General features: G+C 63.7%; 19 protein-coding genes. 9 read left to right on the plus strand and 10 right to left on the minus strand.

What is annotated here, in order from left to right:
• Nucleotides 1–142: 142 nt before the first annotated feature.
• On the minus strand, nucleotides 143–529 hold the full coding sequence (locus MKZ91_RS01435) for a nuclear transport factor 2 family protein (RefSeq protein WP_336167234.1): 387 nt from the start codon (nucleotides 527–529) through the stop codon (nucleotides 143–145).
• A 115-nt stretch (nucleotides 530–644) separates the two neighbouring features.
• Nucleotides 645–1,595 (minus strand): PLP-dependent cysteine synthase family protein, encoded by a 951-nt coding sequence (locus MKZ91_RS01440; protein ID WP_336167235.1) that lies wholly within the window; start codon nucleotides 1,593–1,595, stop codon nucleotides 645–647.
• Between the two features lie 96 nt (nucleotides 1,596–1,691).
• Between MKZ91_RS01440 and MKZ91_RS01445 the strand changes: the two genes are divergently transcribed.
• From MKZ91_RS01445 to arsH, 6 genes are all read left to right on the plus strand, one after another.
• Nucleotides 1,692–2,657, plus strand: coding sequence for a GlxA family transcriptional regulator (locus MKZ91_RS01445; RefSeq protein WP_336167237.1), 966 nt, complete (start codon nucleotides 1,692–1,694; stop codon nucleotides 2,655–2,657).
• A gap of 66 nt (nucleotides 2,658–2,723) precedes the next feature.
• On the plus strand, nucleotides 2,724–3,083 hold the full coding sequence (locus MKZ91_RS01450; RefSeq protein ID WP_336167239.1) for an ArsR/SmtB family transcription factor: 360 nt from the start codon (nucleotides 2,724–2,726) through the stop codon (nucleotides 3,081–3,083).
• Nucleotides 3,084–3,102: 19 nt separating this feature from the next.
• Nucleotides 3,103–3,612, plus strand: coding sequence for an arsenate reductase ArsC (locus MKZ91_RS01455; protein WP_336167241.1), 510 nt, complete (start codon nucleotides 3,103–3,105; stop codon nucleotides 3,610–3,612).
• Between the two features lie 3 nt (nucleotides 3,613–3,615).
• Nucleotides 3,616–4,314, plus strand: a complete 699-nt coding sequence (locus tag MKZ91_RS01460) for an MIP/aquaporin family protein (RefSeq protein WP_336167243.1) — start codon at nucleotides 3,616–3,618, stop codon at nucleotides 4,312–4,314.
• Between the two features lie 2 nt (nucleotides 4,315–4,316).
• Entirely contained in the window at nucleotides 4,317–4,742 is a 426-nt protein-coding gene (gene arsC / locus MKZ91_RS01465) for an arsenate reductase (glutaredoxin) (protein ID WP_336167755.1), read from the plus strand.
• Nucleotides 4,717–5,442: an arsenical resistance protein ArsH gene (gene arsH, locus MKZ91_RS01470; RefSeq protein WP_336167245.1), complete on the plus strand. Its 726-nt coding sequence runs from the start codon at nucleotides 4,717–4,719 to the stop codon at nucleotides 5,440–5,442. The genes arsC and arsH overlap by 26 nt, the downstream gene beginning before the upstream one ends.
• A 2-nt stretch (nucleotides 5,443–5,444) precedes the next feature.
• Here the strand turns inward: arsH and MKZ91_RS01475 are convergent, their stop codons facing one another.
• From MKZ91_RS01475 to MKZ91_RS01485, 3 genes are all read right to left on the minus strand, one after another.
• Nucleotides 5,445–6,251, minus strand: a complete 807-nt coding sequence (locus MKZ91_RS01475) for a sulfite exporter TauE/SafE family protein (RefSeq protein ID WP_336167247.1) — start codon at nucleotides 6,249–6,251, stop codon at nucleotides 5,445–5,447.
• A gap of 183 nt (nucleotides 6,252–6,434) precedes the next feature.
• Nucleotides 6,435–7,685: an arsenite efflux MFS transporter ArsK gene (gene arsK, locus MKZ91_RS01480; RefSeq protein ID WP_336167756.1), complete on the minus strand. Its 1,251-nt coding sequence runs from the start codon at nucleotides 7,683–7,685 to the stop codon at nucleotides 6,435–6,437.
• A 1-nt stretch (nucleotide 7,686) separates the two neighbouring features.
• The gene (locus tag MKZ91_RS01485; protein ID WP_336167249.1) at nucleotides 7,687–8,052 is read right to left on the minus strand and encodes an ArsR/SmtB family transcription factor; all 366 of its coding nucleotides are present in this window, start codon (nucleotides 8,050–8,052) and stop codon (nucleotides 7,687–7,689) included.
• Between the two features lie 42 nt (nucleotides 8,053–8,094).
• On the opposite strand from MKZ91_RS01485, the gene MKZ91_RS01490 reads away from it, so the two are divergent.
• Entirely contained in the window at nucleotides 8,095–8,619 is a 525-nt protein-coding gene (locus MKZ91_RS01490) for a DUF6428 family protein (RefSeq protein ID WP_336167251.1), read from the plus strand.
• A 173-nt stretch (nucleotides 8,620–8,792) separates the two neighbouring features.
• Here the strand turns inward: MKZ91_RS01490 and MKZ91_RS01495 are convergent, their stop codons facing one another.
• A complete protein-coding gene (locus MKZ91_RS01495) occupies nucleotides 8,793–9,686 on the minus strand; it encodes a LysR family transcriptional regulator (RefSeq protein ID WP_336167253.1) in 894 nt (297 codons plus the stop codon).
• A gap of 135 nt (nucleotides 9,687–9,821) precedes the next feature.
• On the opposite strand from MKZ91_RS01495, the gene MKZ91_RS01500 reads away from it, so the two are divergent.
• Together MKZ91_RS01500 and MKZ91_RS01505 are read left to right on the plus strand one after the other, a co-directional pair.
• Nucleotides 9,822–10,766 carry an alpha/beta hydrolase gene (locus MKZ91_RS01500; RefSeq protein WP_336167255.1) on the plus strand — a complete coding sequence of 315 codons (945 nt, stop codon included), beginning with the start codon at nucleotides 9,822–9,824 and terminating at the stop codon, nucleotides 10,764–10,766.
• Between the two features lie 62 nt (nucleotides 10,767–10,828).
• Complete coding sequence (locus MKZ91_RS01505) at nucleotides 10,829–11,797, plus strand: alpha/beta hydrolase (protein WP_336167257.1); 969 nt, start codon at nucleotides 10,829–10,831, stop codon at nucleotides 11,795–11,797.
• Nucleotides 11,798–11,813: 16 nt separating this feature from the next.
• Here the strand turns inward: MKZ91_RS01505 and MKZ91_RS01510 are convergent, their stop codons facing one another.
• From MKZ91_RS01510 to MKZ91_RS01525, 4 genes are all read right to left on the minus strand, one after another.
• Nucleotides 11,814–12,764, minus strand: coding sequence for a hypothetical protein (locus MKZ91_RS01510; RefSeq protein ID WP_336167259.1), 951 nt, complete (start codon nucleotides 12,762–12,764; stop codon nucleotides 11,814–11,816).
• Nucleotides 12,765–13,271: 507 nt separating this feature from the next.
• Nucleotides 13,272–13,853, minus strand: coding sequence for a dienelactone hydrolase family protein (locus MKZ91_RS01515; protein WP_336167262.1), 582 nt, complete (start codon nucleotides 13,851–13,853; stop codon nucleotides 13,272–13,274).
• Nucleotides 13,854–14,205: 352 nt separating this feature from the next.
• Entirely contained in the window at nucleotides 14,206–15,198 is a 993-nt protein-coding gene (locus MKZ91_RS01520; RefSeq protein ID WP_336167264.1) for a GNAT family N-acetyltransferase, read from the minus strand.
• A 448-nt stretch (nucleotides 15,199–15,646) separates the two neighbouring features.
• On the minus strand, nucleotides 15,647–16,309 hold the full coding sequence (locus MKZ91_RS01525; protein WP_336167265.1) for a hypothetical protein: 663 nt from the start codon (nucleotides 16,307–16,309) through the stop codon (nucleotides 15,647–15,649).
• Nucleotides 16,310–16,395: the final 86 nt, after the last annotated feature.

The raw sequence follows: 16,395 nt of genomic DNA on the forward strand, positions 1-16,395 counted from the left end.
ATATCCTCCATCGCTTGGTCTGTCCCAAGGACGACCGGCCGGGCGAGGTTCCGACACATCGCGGTCGAAAATGTCCGGCGAAGCCGAGTTCTATCGTCCTCAGCGTGAATTCAAACAGGGCGACCGGGCGCGACGGCGGTCTTCACGCGAAGGGCTTCGTGATCGTACCCTGATGGAAGAGCATCTGCCATTTCGTACCGTCCCGTTTCCAGATCGAGCTCCTGAGCGCATGGCGCTGCGAGCCGTCCGTTTCAGTGCGCCGGGTCCGGTAGGTGAGAAGCACGGCGTCCGGCGCAATCGCCGTCAGCCGGTAGTCGTCGGCGCAAAGCTCCGATCCATCGGCCTCTTCTTCCTCAAGCAACAAGCCGATGATTTCGGTTCGGTGATAGACCGAGCCGGAGGCGCCGAACTCGACGAAACCGTCGGCAAGCAGCGCTTCGAGCGTTGTGCGCGAACGGCGCACTTCGGCACGGTGAAGCGCTTCTTCCAGGGCGCGAATTTCATCGAGATCGGGCAGGGGCTTCGTCATGAACGGGGCGGTCCTCGATTGATGGCGCGGCAGGGGCGGGAGTGTCGGTCAGGCAGGATCGTTTTTGCCCATTCTGCATCGTTGGTCCACGCCGCGCCAAGAGCCGCCGAGGCCGTCAGGCCGATCTTTGATCGAGATCCCGGGCGAAGGTCGAGAGATACTTCATGCCGGTATCGCAAAGCACGGTGACGACCGTGGCCTCGGGGCCGAGACGCTCGGCCACGCGCAGCGCGGCGGTGACGTTGGCGCCGGTGGACGTGCCACAGAAGAGGCCTTCCTCGGAGGCGAGGCGAAAGGCCATCGCTTTTGCCTCGGCGGTCGAGACAGGCTCGATGGCGTCGGCCATTTCCGGGTACCAAAGCGGAACGACGTAGCCGGCGCCGATGCCGTCGATCTTGTGGGCCCCGGACGGGCCGCCCGACAGAACCGCCGATTCGGCCGGTTCGACCGCGACCATGCGGATGCGGGGAGCGAGCGCTCGCAGCCGCTCGGAGATGCCGCGCAGCGACGCAGAGCTTCCGACCGCCTGTACGAAGGCGTCGATCCGGCCGACGGTCAGGTCCCAGATCTCGTCGGCCATTTTTGCGTAGGCTTTGAGCTGGTCGGTGTTTTCCATCTGGGCGGTGATGTAGGCGCCGGTTTCAGCGGCGATGCGGTGGGCCTCGCGGATCATGTCTTTCGTCAGCTTCTCGGTCTGCCTGCCGCCGTCGCTCGGGACGATCGTCAGCCTGGCGCCAAGCAGGCGCATATGGTCGAGCTTTTCCTTCGAAAACGCATCGGATGTGACCAGGTGCAGCGGGTGCTTCTTGACGCCGCAGACGAGCGCCAAGGAGACGCCAGTGCTGCCGCCGGTATATTCCACCACCGCGCCGCCGGGCTTCAGCCGGCCATCGGCCTCGGGCGCACTGATCATCGCCAGTGCCATGCGGTCCTTCATGCTGCCGGTCGGGTTCTGGCTCTCGAGCTTCAGACAGATGCGGGCGCCATTCGAAGGCCTGACGTTGCGCAGTTCGAGAAGCGGCGTGTTGCCGATCGTGTCGAGGATTGTCTTCGGGGCGTTGCTCATCTCAGGGGCCTCACAATTCGAATGGTGATTGCAGGCTAGATTGCCGCCTTCAGCAAGGCTACAGTCGCAAATGACAATTTTAGGGGTGATTGCGTCATGCGGCTGTCGGTTCTTGCTCTCGACGAGGTGTTCGATAGCGGCCTCAGCGTACTCCTGGACACGTTTTCCGTCGCCAACGATCTGGCTGCGGCCGAGGGCATGGAGGGGCCGCTGCTCGCGGTCAAGGTGGTGGGCGTGCGGCGCGCGGTCCGCACCGCGCTTGGCCTGATGGCGACCGTCGAGGCGATCGACGGCGCCGCGCGGCCGGACTGGGTGGCGGTGCCGGCGCTCAACACCCGGCAGCCGGACAAACTGGAAATGGCACTCTCGCGCCCGGATGTGCGCGATGCTCTCGGCTACCTCCAGGATTGCCATGCCGCCGGTGCGGGGCTGGCAAGCGCCTGTCTTGGAACTTTCCTCCTGGCCGAGACCGGGCTTCTGGATGGCCGGGAGGCCACGACGAGCTGGCCGATGGCGCCGCTGTTTCGCAAGCGCTACCCGAAGGTGAGGCTCGACGACAGCCAGATGATCACCGTCTCCGGCCGGCTGGTGACATCGGGCGCGATGATGGGGCATCTCGACCTGGCGCTGTTTCTCGTGGCCCAGGCAAGCCCGGAGATCGCGTCGCTTGCCGCTCGCTTCATGCTCGTCGACAGGCGTTCGTCGCAGGCGCGTTACGTGGTGCCGAGCTATCTGGCAAAGAGCGATCCGCTGGTCGACCGCTTCGAGCGTTATGTGCGGGCCAATCTGGCCCAGGGCTTTTCGCTGCAGGCGGCCGCCAGGGCGCTTTCCGTCGGGCCGAGGACGTTGCAGCGCCGCACGGAGGCGGTGCTCGGCAAGTCGCCGCTTGCCTTCGTGCAGGACCTGAGGGTTCAGCGCGCCCAGCATCTGGTCTCGCTCGGGCTCGACCTGGAGGCGGTGGCAAGCGAGGTCGGCTACGCCGATGCCGCGACGCTCAGAACGCTGCTGCGCCGTCACCTCGGCCGTGGCGTGCGCGAGCTGCGGGCGGAGCTGCAGGGGTAGGCTTGCTTGCCGATCGCGCGCCGACGAGACCCTTGACTGGTCCAATGTATCCATTATTCTGGATATATGGATGAGAATCAAACCATCGCCGCCCTGGCCGCCCTTGCGCAGCCCACGCGTCTCAGGACCTTCAAGCTGCTGGTCGAGCGCGAGCCGGATGGCATCGCCGCCGGCGAGTTGGCAAGGCTGGCAGAGGTGCCGCAGAACACCATGTCGGCGCATCTGTCGACGCTGTCGCAGGCTGGCCTCGTCGTGGGCGAGCGGCAGAGCCGGTCGATCATCTACCGCGCCGATCTCGATCGCTTCCGCGCCGTCGTTCTCTATCTGCTGCAGGACTGCTGCGGCGGCAATGCCAGCCTCTGCGCACCCCTCATTTCCGACCTGACCCCATGCTGCCCTCCCAAGGAGGCGGCGCAAACGCGATAAGACATGCTGGGAGAGCCACATGAGCGACAGAATCTACAACGTCCTCTTTCTCTGCACGGGCAATTCAGCCCGTTCGATCATCGCCGAGGCCATTCTCAACCGGCTCGGCATCGGCAAGTTCAAGGGCTATTCGGCTGGGTCGCAGCCGAAGGGAGAGGTCCATCCGTACGCCCTGCAGCTTTTGAGAGGGCTGAACTTCGACACGTCCTTTGCCCGCTCGAAGGCCTGGGACGAGTTCGCCGCCCCCGGTGCGCCGCAGATGGATTTCGTCTTCACCGTCTGCGACAACGCCGCTGCGGAAGTCTGTCCGGTGTGGCCCGGCCAGCCGATGACGGCGCATTGGGGCGTGCCTGATCCGGCCGCGGCCGAAGGCAGCGAGGCCGAGCGGCACTTCGCCTTCGCCGAAACCTACCGGATGCTCAACAACCGCATCTCGATCTTCGTCAGCCTGCCGATGCCGAGCCTCGACAGGCTCGCCCTGCAAAGAAGGCTCGACGAGATCGGCCGGAACGTTCCGAAGGCTGGCTGACGCATGATGTTCGATCTCAAACGCCGCCTTGCCGCGGAAACCCTCGGCACGGCGCTCCTGGTTGCGACCGTGGTCGGTTCCGGCATCATGGCCGACCGCCTTTCAAACGATGTGGCGGTCTCGCTGCTTGGCAACACGATACCGACGGGCGCGATGCTGGTGGTGCTGATCACCATTCTCGGGCCGATTTCCGGGGCGCATTTCAACCCGGCCGTGACCATGGTGTTTGCGGCCAGGCGCGAGATCGACGCATATGCGGCCGCGCTCTACGTCGCCGCGCAGGTCGCCGGAGGCGTGGCGGGAACCGTGATCGCCCATGCGATGTTCGACCTGCCGCTGTTGCAGGTGTCCGAGACGGTGCGGACCGGGACTGGCCAGTGGATCGCCGAGGCGGTGGCCACGTTTGGCCTTGTCGTGACCATCCTTGCCGCGCTGCGCTTTCGCGCGGACGCCATTCCGCAACTGGTCGGGCTCTACATCACCGCTGCCTACTGGTTTACCGCCTCGACCTCTTTTGCCAACCCCGCCGTCGCCATCGCCCGTGCCTTCTCGAACACATTTGCGGGCATCCGCCCGGCCGATGTGCCGGGCTTCATCGCCGCCGAAGTGGTCGGCGCGCTCATCGCCGCAGCCCTGGTCGGCTGGATGCTCAGCGAGCGCAACACCTCACTTTCGACAACAACGGTCAAGGGAACCGAATGACCATGGACGTCACCATCTACCACAACCCGCAATGCGGGACTTCGCGCAACACGCTGGCGCTCATCCGCCACGCCGGGATCGAGCCGACCGTGGTCGAGTACCTGAAGGCGCCGCCGAGCCGGGATGAGCTTGCCCGGATGATTGCCGACGCCGGGCTTTCGGTCCGTCAGGCGATCCGCGAAAAGGGCACGCCCTATCTCGAACTCGGCCTCGACGATCCCACGCTTAACGACGACGCGCTTCTGGCGGCGATGCTCGAGCACCCCATCCTCATCAACCGCCCGTTCGTCGTCACGCCGATCGGCACGCGACTGGCGCGGCCATCGGAGGCGGTTCTCGACATCCTGCCTGCCGAAGCCTTCAAGGGCGCGTTCGTCAAGGAAGACGGCGAGAAGGTTCTCGATGAGGAGGGGCGTCGCATTGTCTGATCTTCCCGCTGCCGATCCGCGTCACCTGCAAAAGCCCGATCTCGACGCGCTGAGGCCGCCGTTCTCCAGCCACCCGCCACGCATCCTGATCCTCTACGGCTCGGTGCGCCAGGTCTCCTATTCCCGGCTGCTGGCCGAGGAGGCCGGGCGGCTGCTGGAACACTTCGGCGCCGAGGTCCGCTTCTTCGATCCTTCGGGACTGCCGCTGCCGGACGATGCGCCCGTCAGCCACCCGAAGGTGAAGGAACTGCGGGAGCTTTCGGCCTGGTCGGAGGGGCAGGTCTGGGTGAGCCCGGAACGCCACGGGGCGATCACCGGCATCATGAAGGCGCAGATCGACTGGATCCCGCTGTCGATCGGCTCGATCCGGCCGACCCAGGGCAAGACGCTTGCCGTCTGCCAGGTGTCGGGCGGCTCGCAGTCCTTCAATGCCGTCAATGCGCTGCGCCTGCTCGGGCGCTGGATGCGGATGATCACCATCCCCAACCAGTCGTCGGTCGCCAAGGCCTATCAGGAGTTCGACGCCAACGGCCGCATGAAGCCGTCTTCCTACTATGACCGCGTTGTCGACGTGTGCGAGGAACTGGTGAAGTTCACGCTCTTGACGCGCGACGCGTCGGCCTATCTCGTCGACCGCTACAGCGAGCGCAAGGAAGATGCGGAGAAGCTTGAAAAGCGGGTGAACCTCAAGGCGATCTGACGTCAGCGATGCCGCCAGACCTTGACCGCCGAGATCATCAGGATGACCGCTAAAGCGGGCAGCAGATACGCACCTGGAACCACTCCGAGAAGGAGTCCTCCCAAAAAGGTTCCGATAACCGAACCGATCGCCATCACCACGACGAACCGGATGTTGCGGCCGAGGACCGAGAAGCTTCGGTCCCGGCTGTAGCGGGTGAAGCCGACAATCATGGTCGGCAAGCTGACCGCAAGTGACAGGCTTCCCGCCAGCTTGATATCGGCGCCGAACAGAAGGACCAGCGTGGGAATGAGAAGTTCGCCGCCAGCGACGCCGAGCAAAGAGGCAACCACACCGATAGCGAAGCCGATGACGATACCCGCAAACACTTGCGCCGTTCCGGTCAAGAACGGCTGGTTGGCGACGGCATCATGGCCGAACACCAGGACGAGCGCGATCCCGACAAGCAGCGCGGAAATCACCCGGTAGAGCGTCTCCGACTTCAGTCGCGTCGCCCAGCCTGCACCGAACCAGGCGCCAAAGAGACTGCCGGCAAGCAGGTTGACAACGATTTGCCAGTGATCGGCGATCGAACCGAATGGCACGGTTGCGGCCCGAAATGGCAAGGCGGATGCAACGACAACCAGACTCATGGCCTTGTTCAGAATGACCGCCTCCAGGGCCGCGAACTTGAACAGCCCGATCAGCAATGGCAGGCGAAACTCTGCTCCACCAAGGCCGATCAGCCCGCCCAGCACGCCGATGACGCCGCCGCCGATGAAGGCCGAGACGGAGTTTGCGGCAGGCTTGTCTGTGGTCAGATCTGTCATCGTCGCTCGCGGCAAGAGTTGTTCTTCAGCGGACTACAGCGCCGCGCGTCTTATCAGACGCGCAATGGTCGCCGTAGCACTTTGATTTGCTGCATGTTCTTATCCCTCAATCGACTACGATCAAAGGATGAAACAAGCAGGAGCACCATTCCCGAAACTCCGCGAGCGCCATCTTTCCAGATACTAGCCGCCCTTTCTGGCGGCCTGTTCACCAACAGGCCGGGCTAACGCCGCCACCGCGACGAAAGCCGCCACGCCGACTGCGCCAAGCAGGGCGTTGGCCGTCAAGGCAACATCGATGCCGAAGCGCTCCATGAGCACCGAGAAAACGAAAGGAGCCGTGGCGCCCGCCGCCAGCCGGGTGGCGGCCATGCGGCCGGTAATCGCGCCATAGCCGACGGATCCGAACAGCCACAGCGGCAGCGAGCCCTGGGCGATGCTGTTGATGCCCGAGCCGAGGCCAAGGCAGATGGCAAAGGCCGCAGCGCCCGGCAGCCAGGTTCCGGACAGGCCGAGCACAACCACCGCCGCGACGATGAGGCCGGCAGACAGGGTTGCAAGGGCAGGTGGTGACAGGCTCTTGCCAAAGGCCATGTTGATCAGCCGGCTCAGAACCTGGGCGGGGCCAAACAGCGAAGCGATCACCACGGCAGCCGTTCCGAAGCCGATGGTTCCGAGCATCGGCACCATATGCGTCAGCATTGCCGAAAGCGCGAAGCCCTCGAGCGCAAACGCCAGCGAGACAAGGCGCATGCCGCGCCGCCTGGCTTCTGCAGGCAGAGCCCCGACGACTGCCGCGCGGTCCTCATGGGTGGATGTGGCCGCCTGCGCCTTTCTGTTGCGCATGATCCAGCAGTGAAGCGGCAGGCAGACCGCGAGGTTCAAGGCGGCGTAGGCGACATAGATTTCACGCCAGGTGAAATGTTCGCCAAGGCTCGCGGCGATCGGCCAGAAGATCGTCGATGCGAAGCCGGCGATCAGGGTGAGATAGGTGATGCTGCGCGCGGCCGCCCGTGGGCGGCTTTCCACGAGCGCTGCGAAGGCCGCCTGATACTGCACCATGCCGGATGCCACTTCCAGGAGGACGATCGACGCGGCAAACACCGCGATCGATGGCGACCAGGCGCACATCAGCAGCGCCAGTGCGGACAGGAGCGAACCGAAGGTCATGATCATGGCTGCGCCGAAGCGATCCATCCAGCGCCCGATGAACGATGCCGAAAGGCCGCCCACGAACAGCGAGGCGGAGAAGACGCCGAAGACTTGCTCGACGCTGAGTCCGAGGTCGGCTGCCATGCCCGGCGCCAGGATGCTGAAGCTGTAATAGAGCGTGCCGTAGCCGATGATCTGGGTAAGGCCGAGGGCTGCGACGGTCGCGACGGGAATGGCGGGGGCTGCGGGAACGAAGGCGGCGGCGGGAACGTCGGGCCTCATCTCAGACATTCCCGCTTTCGGCTGCCGCCGAAGCGGGCGAGCAGCAACTGTCGCCCTTGTCCACCAGTGCACGCACGCTGGCATGCCCGGCGCAGCAGTCCTCCATCAGGAACCGCACGAGGCCGGACAGCGCATCGTAATTGGCGCTGTAGACGATCGAGCGGGATTCCCGTCGCTGCGCGATCAAGCCGGCCCGCTCCAGTTCCTTCAGGTGGAAGGAAAGGTTGGAGGGCGAGACGGACATGCTCGCTGCGATCGCGCCGGCCGCCATGCCCTCCGGCCCGGCGACGACGAGCGTCCTGACGATGCCGAGACGGGTCTCCTGGGACAGGGCTGCAAAGGACAAGAGGGCTTGACGTTCTTTCATGATTCAATAATCCTTGAAATATTGAATAAAGGAGTAGACCAGATGACGCTCACAGGCAATACCCGGCTTGCGGTTTCAGACATCACGCTTGGCCGACTGTTGGAAAAGCTAGGAGACGCGACCTCAAGGCCGCTCGTCTTCGAGTATGGGGGAAGGGCCGTCCGGCCAGGTTACCACGTCACCGAGGTCAAGGCGGGCCAGTTCTCGGCCCTGGACTGCGGCGCCAATGCCGAGGCGTGGTCGGAGATCTTCGTCCAGCTCTGGGATGTCGACGATGGCGACCGCACCCACATGACGGCGGGCAAGTTCTCGGCGATCGTCCGGAAGGTTTCCGAGCATGTCGCCCTCGACGGATCGGCCAAGCTGACCTTTGAGGTCAGTGATGGTGTGAAGCCGATGCAGCTCTATTTTGCCGCTGAACCGGTCGAGCGCGGCGACGCCGTATTCATCCAGCTGTCACCGCGACCAGCGAGCTGCAAGCCGCGGGACCGATGGCTTGCCAGCGAGGTCAAACCCTTGCAATCGAGCTGCTGTGGTCCCTCGACCGCTTCGAGCTGCTGCGGGTAACGATAGGGCCCGGAGAAGGGAAGGCGTCGCTGACTTGCCCAGTTGCCGGCAATGGCGATCCGGGCATGCGCTAGAGCATCCTGCTCTCAAGTGGAATCACTTGAGGCAGAAAGATGCTCTAGGTTCAAAGTTCCTAGAGCGTCGTGCGTGCGTTCATGTGAATGCACGGCGCTCTAGTGCCGATACCGGACCGCATCGACGAAGAGGTTGAACGCCGGGGACGAATGGCGCCGGCTGGGATAATAGAGATGGTAGCCGGGCAGCCGCGGCGTGCAGTCGGCGAGAACCTGGCAGAGGCGCCCGCTCGCCAGATGCTGCTCCACCTGATCGCGCGGCATATAGGCAAGGCCGAGGCCGTCGAGGGCCGCGTCGAGGATCAGGTCGATGGTGTTGAAGACGAGTGGTCCATCGACCCTGACCCTGATCTCGCGCCCATCCTTCGTGAAGCGCCAGGCATTGAGCACGCCGGATGTCGGCAGGCGCAGGTTGATGGCGCGGTGCTCGACGAGCTGTTGCGGTTCGGTCGGCTGGGGGATCCTGTCGAAGTACACGGGCGCGCCGACGATCGCCATCGGGATATCCGGGCTCATGCGCACGGCAATCATGTCCTTGGCGACCTGCTCGCCGAGCCGAACGCCGGCGTCGTAGCGGTCTGCGACCACGTCAACGAGGCCGTAGTCGACGATCACTTCGACGCTGATGTCCGGGTACTCGGACAACAGCCGGGTGACGGTCGGGCGGATGATGGTCCTTGCCGCATGTTCGACCGTGGTGATGCGGATGGTGCCGGCCGGGCGGTCGCGGAACTCGCTGAGCTCGGCGATGCTGCGGTCGAGATCGCCAAGCATGGGGCCGAGGGTCCGAACCAGCCGTTCGCCGGCTTCGGTGGGTGCGACACTGCGGGTCGTGCGCGCAAGCAGACGCACGCCGAGGCGCTCTTCGAGCCGCCGCACGATGCCGCTTAACGCCGATTGCGACAGGCCGAGCTTGAGCGCCGCCCGGGTAAAGTTGCGCTCTTCGGCCACCACCACGAAGGCGGTGAGATCCGCCATTTCCTCACGCCGCATTTATCACCTCACTGATAGGTTCATGCGGTTTGGCAGTATAGAGTGATAGGTGAGGGCGGTCTATATTTCCAGTCATCCGCTGCCGGGGCGATTTCGAGCCCCGGACGGCAAGAAAGACGGAAACAGGAGACGACCATGGGAAAGATCAGCTTCACCAATTCAAACAATCCGGCGATCACGCTGTCGGCGGTGATCAATTTTCCCGAAGGCTTCAGCGAGGCCGGGAGCTATCCGGCAATTGTCGTTTCGCATCCGGGCGGCGGCGTGAAGGAGCAGACTGCGGGAACCTATGCGAAAAAACTCGCCGAGCAGGGCTTCGTCACCATTGCCTATGACGCCTCCTACCAGGGCGAAAGCACCGGCGCGCCGCGGCAGCTCGAGAACCCCTACATCCGCACGGAGGATGTGAGCGCCGTCATCGACCACCTGACGACGCTGCCTTACGTCGACAAGGCGCGGATCGGCGCGATGGGGATTTGCGCCGGCGCCGGCTATACGGCCAATGCCGCCATTCAGGATCGCCGCATCCGGGCGATCGGCACGGTGAGCGCGGTCAATATCGGCTCGATGTTCCGCAACGGCTGGGAAAACAACGTGAAGGATATCGACGCGCTGCCCTATGTCGAGGCAGGCTCCAATGCCCGCACGGACGACGCCAAGGGTGGTGCTGCCGCCACCATGCCGCTGGCGCCGATGAGGGAAGCGGACGCGCCGAATGCGGAACTGCGCGAGGCCTGGGAATATTATCACACGCCGCGCGCCGCCCATCCGACCGCCCCCGGCTTTGCGACCCTGCGCAGCCTCAACCAGATCATCACCTACGACGCCTACCACCTGGCCAATGTCTATCTCACCCAGCCGATCCTTGCGGTGGTGGGAAGCGATGCCGGCAGCAAGTGGATGAGTGACGACCTCATCGCCCGGGCCGCCAGCACCGACAAGGCGATGCACATCGTCAACGGCGCCAACCACATGTCGCTCTACGACGGAAAAACCCATGTCGACGAAGCCGTCTCGGCACTCGCTCCGTTCTTCAGAGAGAAGCTCGCCGGCAGAGCCGCGCGTCAGGCCGCCGAATAGGCTGATACTGGACACCGGGCGCCGGCAGGCGCCCTTAGCGTCTCGATCCCAAGGAGGCAGCAATGAAAAGCGTAACGTTCAAGAACCCCGATATGGCCTGGCACATCGCGGCGAACATCCAGTTCCCACCGGCCTTCGACGAAACGAAAAAATACCCCGCCATCGTCAGCGTGCATCCGTTCGGCAGTTGCAAGGAGCAGACGTCAGGCAATGTCTATGGCAAGGCGCTGGCGGAGCAGGGCTTCGTCGTCATCGCCTATGACGCCAGCTTTCAAGGCGCATCCGGGGGCGAGCCGCGTTTCATCGAAGACCCGACCCAGCGCGTCGAGGACATCAGCCGTGTCATCGACTATCTGGTGACGCTACCCTATGTCGATGAAGACCGCATCGGCGTGATCGGCGTGTGCGGCGGTGGCGGCTATGCCATCAATGCGACGCTCACAGAAAAGCGCATCAAGGCGGTCGTCTCTATCACCGGCGTCAATATCGGCCGGCTGTTTCGCGAGGGCTTCAGCAACTACGATCCGCTCGCAGCCCTTGCCGCCATGGCGGCGCAGCGCACGAAGGAGGCACGCGGCGAAACACAACTCGTCAACGAGCTGCTGCCTGCGAGCCCTGGCGCGGCAACGGCCGCCGGCCTCACCGAAAGGGACGTGTTCGAGGCGACGGATTATTACAAGACGCCGCGCGGCCAGAAGCAAGGCGGCGCCACGCGCATGCTGTTCTCCCATGCGCAAAAGACGCTCGCCTGGGATGCGTTTGCCTTTGCCGAAACGCTGCTGACCCAGCCGGTCATGGTGGTGATCGGGCAGCAGGTCGGGGCGTTCGGAGCCTTCCGCGACGGCATGGAGATCCATGGTCGTGCCACCGCTTCGATGGACCGCCAGTTGGTGTTGCTCGAGCATTGGTCGCACTACGACCTCTATGACCGGCCGGAGCCGGTAGAACTTGCTCTGCAGCAGTTGGTGCCGTTCTTCAAGCGACATCTCGCTCTGGTGCCGGACGCCGGCCAGGCGCAGGCCGCGGCGTAACGCCGGCGATCCTGCCCTATGAAGCGCTCGCAACCTTCTGTTCGCGAAGGATGCGGGCGTCGAGCTCTCTCAGCCGGTGCTTGATGGCCGGATCGCCCGGCAGCAGCGACAGCGCGGTCTGAAGCTGGTCGCGGGCCGAAAGGATATCGCCGTCGCGGATGTGGCGGTTGGCGCGGTGGTAGAGGAAGTTGATCCGCTCCATCGGCGCGAAGCGCTCGCCGAAGACGACATGGAGCCGGTCGGCGAGCGCCGGACGGCGGGGCATGGCGGCAACGGCGATCTGGTATGGGCGCATCGGCGCGTTGATGCGGGCGGCGCGGGCAAGCTTGCCGAGGCGCACGCGATCGTTGCTACGGCAGGCCTTGATGAGGGCGACGGCGCGTTCGGTGGTGCTGAACACCCTGACCGTACCGTGGCCGGTCATGTGCACGGGGACGAGGTGGGTATCTTCCTGCAACTCGGCAATGCGCTTGGCGTGGCGGCGGTCAATGGCGTGGAAGGGATCATGGAAGATGAAGCCGCGGCCGGCCGCCTGGTCGGGCGAAATGCCCATGTTGGCGTGCAATTCGGGGGAGAAATACCGGGCAAAACGATTGTCATAGGGCACCGACTTCGGGTCGATCGAGACCTGCGGACAAAAGGCGATCGCGGTGGTGGCGTCGAAGCGCCGGCGATAGCGAAGGGCGGCGTAACCGCCCTGCGAGTGGCCGTAGAGAATGCGCTCCGGTGCCGCCTTCAGGATTGGTGCGGCCGCCTCGACCGCTTTGACGATGCTTGCCGCCGGAAACCAGTTGGGGCGGCGGCTGATGATGCCGAGGGCCGCAATATCGGCCTTGTCGCACAAGCGCTGGCCCCAGTAGCGGCTGCCATTGGCCTCGATCTCCATCTCGTTGAAGGTGACCAGAAGAAAAGGCGAAGAGCCCGGGCGATGGATGACTTCGAGATTTTCGTCCGAATAGATAAGCACGGCTACTCCGAAATAGTTCAAATCTTGCAGTAATATTGCTTGAAATCCCGAGAATGATTTGCGCGGATCTCAATTGGCTGCAGTATTGCCCATTTGTGTCAGATTTCCAGTGCCTCGGTATTTTGGCAAGACAATCCCAATATTCGGTTGTGGTGACGTCCTTGCCCGCAGGCTCCATTGCGGCGCTTTCGGCCAGGCGTGGTCACGACGCCGCTGGTTGTGCGCCGCTCTTACGTGCGGCCGTAACCGTAACGTAGTTGTTGGCCCGCCTGCGAAAGGGGCAGGGTTTGCGCGCAGCAGGCGATAGCCTTTCGCCTTCGTCTTCTGGTCGTAATCTGCCGCTTGGCAGTCGACATTCGTTTGAACATTCAGGCATGGCTCTCCGCGTCGGATTTCAGTGCGGACGCGGTTCTTCCCGGATCAATTTGCTGCGCGATGTCTCGTCGCAGGAAGGAAAGGCGGTCGAGACTTCAAGATCAACGGCCAATATGTCGACACGCCCACTATTCAGACCCGTGCGAGAAAGGCGAGCACCCGTTGCGTCAGCAGCGCCGTTGCCTTGGTGTCATAGGACGGCAGCGAACTGTCGGCGAAATAGTGTTGGTCGCCGGGATAAAGGAAGAGTTCGGCATCCTCGACCTTTTCGACGATCTCGCGGGCGGCGTCGATGTCGCCTTCGCCGACGAAGATCGGGTCGTTGTCCATGCCATGGATCTGGACGGCCACGCCGTCCGGCCAGGGGCCGAAGGACCACTCACCGCTGATCGGGATGCAGGAGTAGAACAGAAGCGCGCCGCGGGCGCCGGGCCGGGTCTGGGCGAGTTTTTGTGCCGGCAGCACGCCGAAGGAGAAGCCGGCATAGACGAGACCTTCGGGCAGGGCGTCGGCAAGGCGCACGCCGCGCTCGCGCATTTCTTCGAAGCCGACCGCCTCGATATGGCCGAGGCCCTCCTCGATGCTTGCGAAGGTGCGGCCTTCGAAGAGATCGGGCATGTGCACCACGTGGCCGGCAGCGCGCAATTCGTCAGCGAAGGCCAACATGCCCGGTGTCAGCCCCTGGGCGTGGTGGAACACGAGGATTTCGGCCATGAACGGTTCTCCCTGGAATCTGGTCTCGCGCCGCAGTTACCGTATCACTTAGGCCGCAACCATGGCGACATTGGGCGCTCGTGCATGTTTGCGTTTCGCGAGCCGATCAACGGACAAAACAGGCAGCAATTCAAAGTGCGACAGCGCCTTTGCGCCGCTGATAAGCCGCGCCGCGCTGTCGGCCGTGGACGGGATTGCCGCATCGAGATCGCAGAGGATTCCCTAGCGTGTCGCGTCGCATTGACGGAGAGCCGACTGAAATGGACGTCGCGATGTCGATGAAGACGGCGGAAACGGATTGGTCGCGGGCGCTGGAGGTGTCCTTTGTGCGTTCAAATGAACGCACGGCGCTCTAGGTGTCCTTGAAGCCGATCGTCCATTTCGCGACGTTTCGGACATGGGTGTCGACGGCGGTGATCGGCAATTTCTCCAGGAAGTATTCCGCATGCGGGTGCGGGGTGGCGCCAAATCGTTGCTTGTAATGCGCCAACGATGTCGAGCCGCCGGTTTCGCCGAAGTGATAGAAGCGACAGCCGCTGCGGCAGGCTTCCTCGATGGCCAGTTTCTGGATCAGGTCGTTGGCGCCCGAGGCACCGAGCGCCTCGCGGTCGATGGCGCCGCGGGCGTCGTTGACATTGCCATACTGCAGCACGAAGGCCGCCGCCGCCGGCTTGCCCTCCACCCAGGCGACCCAGATCCGGCAGGCGTCGCCGAGGTGCCGGGCGATCGAACCGAACTTGGACATCGGATCGCGCTGCTGGCCACGCAGATGCGCGAGCATCCTCGGCTCGTTCTGCTTGTCGGCCCAGCGGTCGAAGGATGTCCGCAGCAGCTGGTGGAACACCGGCAGCAACCTGCCGGTGGTGTCGCGCTCGACGACGATGTTGCCGCGCTCTGCCTTGCGCACCCGCGTCCGAGTGGTCTTCTTGAACCGTTTCGCCCAGACCGCGTCGAAGCCGCCGTCGAGATCCAGGATATGCGCCAGTCCCGGCACAGAGGTGACGCCGGGCGGTGCGGCGGCTGCCCACAGATGGGCATGCCGGGGGTTCGGCCGGACGGAGATCCTAAGGTAGGGAAGGCTGGCCAGGTCCTCGAATATCGCGCGCAGGTGGCTGACATGCGGGGTGGCCGACGCGATAACGCCACCGCGCCCCCAGGCATAGGGCATGGATTCGGCGAGACAGAGCCGTGCCGGCAGGTGCCGGTTGCGCACCATCGGCAGGATATAGTGATGCCCGTCGGCGAAGCTATAGGCGCGGCTGGCATCGCGATACCAGCCGAGCGCGCAGAGGCTGTCGAGCCATGCCGGCGACTGATAGGGAAGAGCGTCGTGGTCGACCAGCATGAGGTGCTGCCACAGGTCGCGCGGGGCCGGGCTCTGGACGACAAAATCCAGTCGCGCGCCGGATCTGGCGTGCGCGTCGTTTCCAGCCCAGGAATCTGTCTGATCGGTAACCGTAGGAAGCCCCCCCCACTTTCCACCTAATGTTGCAGATTTTATGAGAAATCACTACATAGCCGGCCGGTGCGGTGCTTTCGGGATTTGTGTTTGTTCGGAAATGGTTAAGGCGGCGGCGGGGAAATATTACTTATCACGATTTTGTTATTTTCCCGTGATGGTAGTCGAAACAAATCAAGATTTTTCGAACTATTTCAGCTTGCGTTCGATACTTCCCTGTTCAAGTCGCCGTTTCCAGTCGGTGGCCATGAACTTCGGGTTGAGCGGTCGTCGCTTCCGATGAGCGCATGGCGGTCTCGGCTGTGCTAAGCCAAGGACAGGGTGCGCGCTTGCGTCAATCGACGATCCGCGCTCGCACGGAGCGAAACTTGACCTTCACCTTTGCGGCGATGATGGCGTCGTGAAGCCGGCCGCTGATGAAGAGGGTTCTTTGAAGCTTGCGCTCGAGCCACAGGTCTGCACCTTCGAAAGCGGCCGCTGTCAGCGCGATATCGCCGTCCTCGATATCGTAGGCCGCCCATAGTTCGTAGCCGTTCTGCTCCACCGTTCGCTCGGGGTGCAGCCTGCGGCTTTCGCCGGGCACGAAGCTATCCTTGATCGCCCCAAAGTTCAGCAGGTAGAAGGGGCCGGGAAGCCGGGTGGTCTTGTCGGCCGCATAGATCGGAAACTCGATCAAGCCGCCCTTGCCGAGATCGAAGTCCTTCAGCACCTCGGCCAATCTGCCCTTCACCGCATAGAAGGGGCCGGCGCAGAACAGATCGCCCACCCGCTTCCAGTTGTTTTCGGCAAACACATACATTGCTTCGGGAAAATCGGTCCGCTCGAGGGTCTCGCCGCGCGTATGCCGCCGGTGCGCCACGACGACGTGATCCGGCTCAACGCCTAGCCGAAAGGTCGGCGGTGCCCAGTCGCCGCCATAGAACTTTTCGCGGATGCCTTGCCTGTTTCCGATCGTGTAATCGCCCATCACGCTGCTGACCCAGACGGTATCGGGCATGCGGTACTCCCAATCCTGTTGCGCCGTCTGCCCGTGTGGTGGAAGGAGAGCGCCAGGACGGTACAGCACGTGGTGGCAAAGTTGTT

The sequence above is a fragment of the Ensifer sp. MJa1 genome (assembly GCF_037026475.1).
Lineage (GTDB): Bacteria > Pseudomonadota > Alphaproteobacteria > Rhizobiales > Rhizobiaceae > Ensifer.

What these genes read in the sequence shown, in the direction of transcription:
- MKZ91_RS01435 (WP_336167234.1), bottom strand. Translation starts at nt 529, where the DNA reads ATGACGAAGCCCCTGCCCGATCTCGATGAAATTCGCGCCCTGGAAGAA.
- MKZ91_RS01440 (WP_336167235.1), bottom strand. Translation starts at nt 1,595, where the DNA reads ATGAGCAACGCCCCGAAGACAATCCTCGACACGATCGGCAACACGCCG.
- MKZ91_RS01445 (WP_336167237.1), top strand. Translation starts at nt 1,692, where the DNA reads ATGCGGCTGTCGGTTCTTGCTCTCGACGAGGTGTTCGATAGCGGCCTC.
- MKZ91_RS01450 (WP_336167239.1), top strand. Translation starts at nt 2,724, where the DNA reads ATGGATGAGAATCAAACCATCGCCGCCCTGGCCGCCCTTGCGCAGCCC.
- MKZ91_RS01455 (WP_336167241.1), top strand. Translation starts at nt 3,103, where the DNA reads ATGAGCGACAGAATCTACAACGTCCTCTTTCTCTGCACGGGCAATTCA.
- MKZ91_RS01460 (WP_336167243.1), top strand. Translation starts at nt 3,616, where the DNA reads ATGATGTTCGATCTCAAACGCCGCCTTGCCGCGGAAACCCTCGGCACG.
- arsC (WP_336167755.1), top strand. Translation starts at nt 4,317, where the DNA reads ATGGACGTCACCATCTACCACAACCCGCAATGCGGGACTTCGCGCAAC.
- arsH (WP_336167245.1), top strand. Translation starts at nt 4,717, where the DNA reads ATGAGGAGGGGCGTCGCATTGTCTGATCTTCCCGCTGCCGATCCGCGT.
- MKZ91_RS01475 (WP_336167247.1), bottom strand. Translation starts at nt 6,251, where the DNA reads ATGACAGATCTGACCACAGACAAGCCTGCCGCAAACTCCGTCTCGGCC.
- arsK (WP_336167756.1), bottom strand. Translation starts at nt 7,685, where the DNA reads ATGAGGCCCGACGTTCCCGCCGCCGCCTTCGTTCCCGCAGCCCCCGCC.
- MKZ91_RS01485 (WP_336167249.1), bottom strand. Translation starts at nt 8,052, where the DNA reads ATGAAAGAACGTCAAGCCCTCTTGTCCTTTGCAGCCCTGTCCCAGGAG.
- MKZ91_RS01490 (WP_336167251.1), top strand. Translation starts at nt 8,095, where the DNA reads ATGACGCTCACAGGCAATACCCGGCTTGCGGTTTCAGACATCACGCTT.
- MKZ91_RS01495 (WP_336167253.1), bottom strand. Translation starts at nt 9,686, where the DNA reads ATGCGGCGTGAGGAAATGGCGGATCTCACCGCCTTCGTGGTGGTGGCC.
- MKZ91_RS01500 (WP_336167255.1), top strand. Translation starts at nt 9,822, where the DNA reads ATGGGAAAGATCAGCTTCACCAATTCAAACAATCCGGCGATCACGCTG.
- MKZ91_RS01505 (WP_336167257.1), top strand. Translation starts at nt 10,829, where the DNA reads ATGAAAAGCGTAACGTTCAAGAACCCCGATATGGCCTGGCACATCGCG.
- MKZ91_RS01515 (WP_336167262.1), bottom strand. Translation starts at nt 13,853, where the DNA reads ATGGCCGAAATCCTCGTGTTCCACCACGCCCAGGGGCTGACACCGGGC.
- MKZ91_RS01520 (WP_336167264.1), bottom strand. Translation starts at nt 15,198, where the DNA reads ATGCTGGTCGACCACGACGCTCTTCCCTATCAGTCGCCGGCATGGCTC.
- MKZ91_RS01525 (WP_336167265.1), bottom strand. Translation starts at nt 16,309, where the DNA reads ATGCCCGATACCGTCTGGGTCAGCAGCGTGATGGGCGATTACACGATC.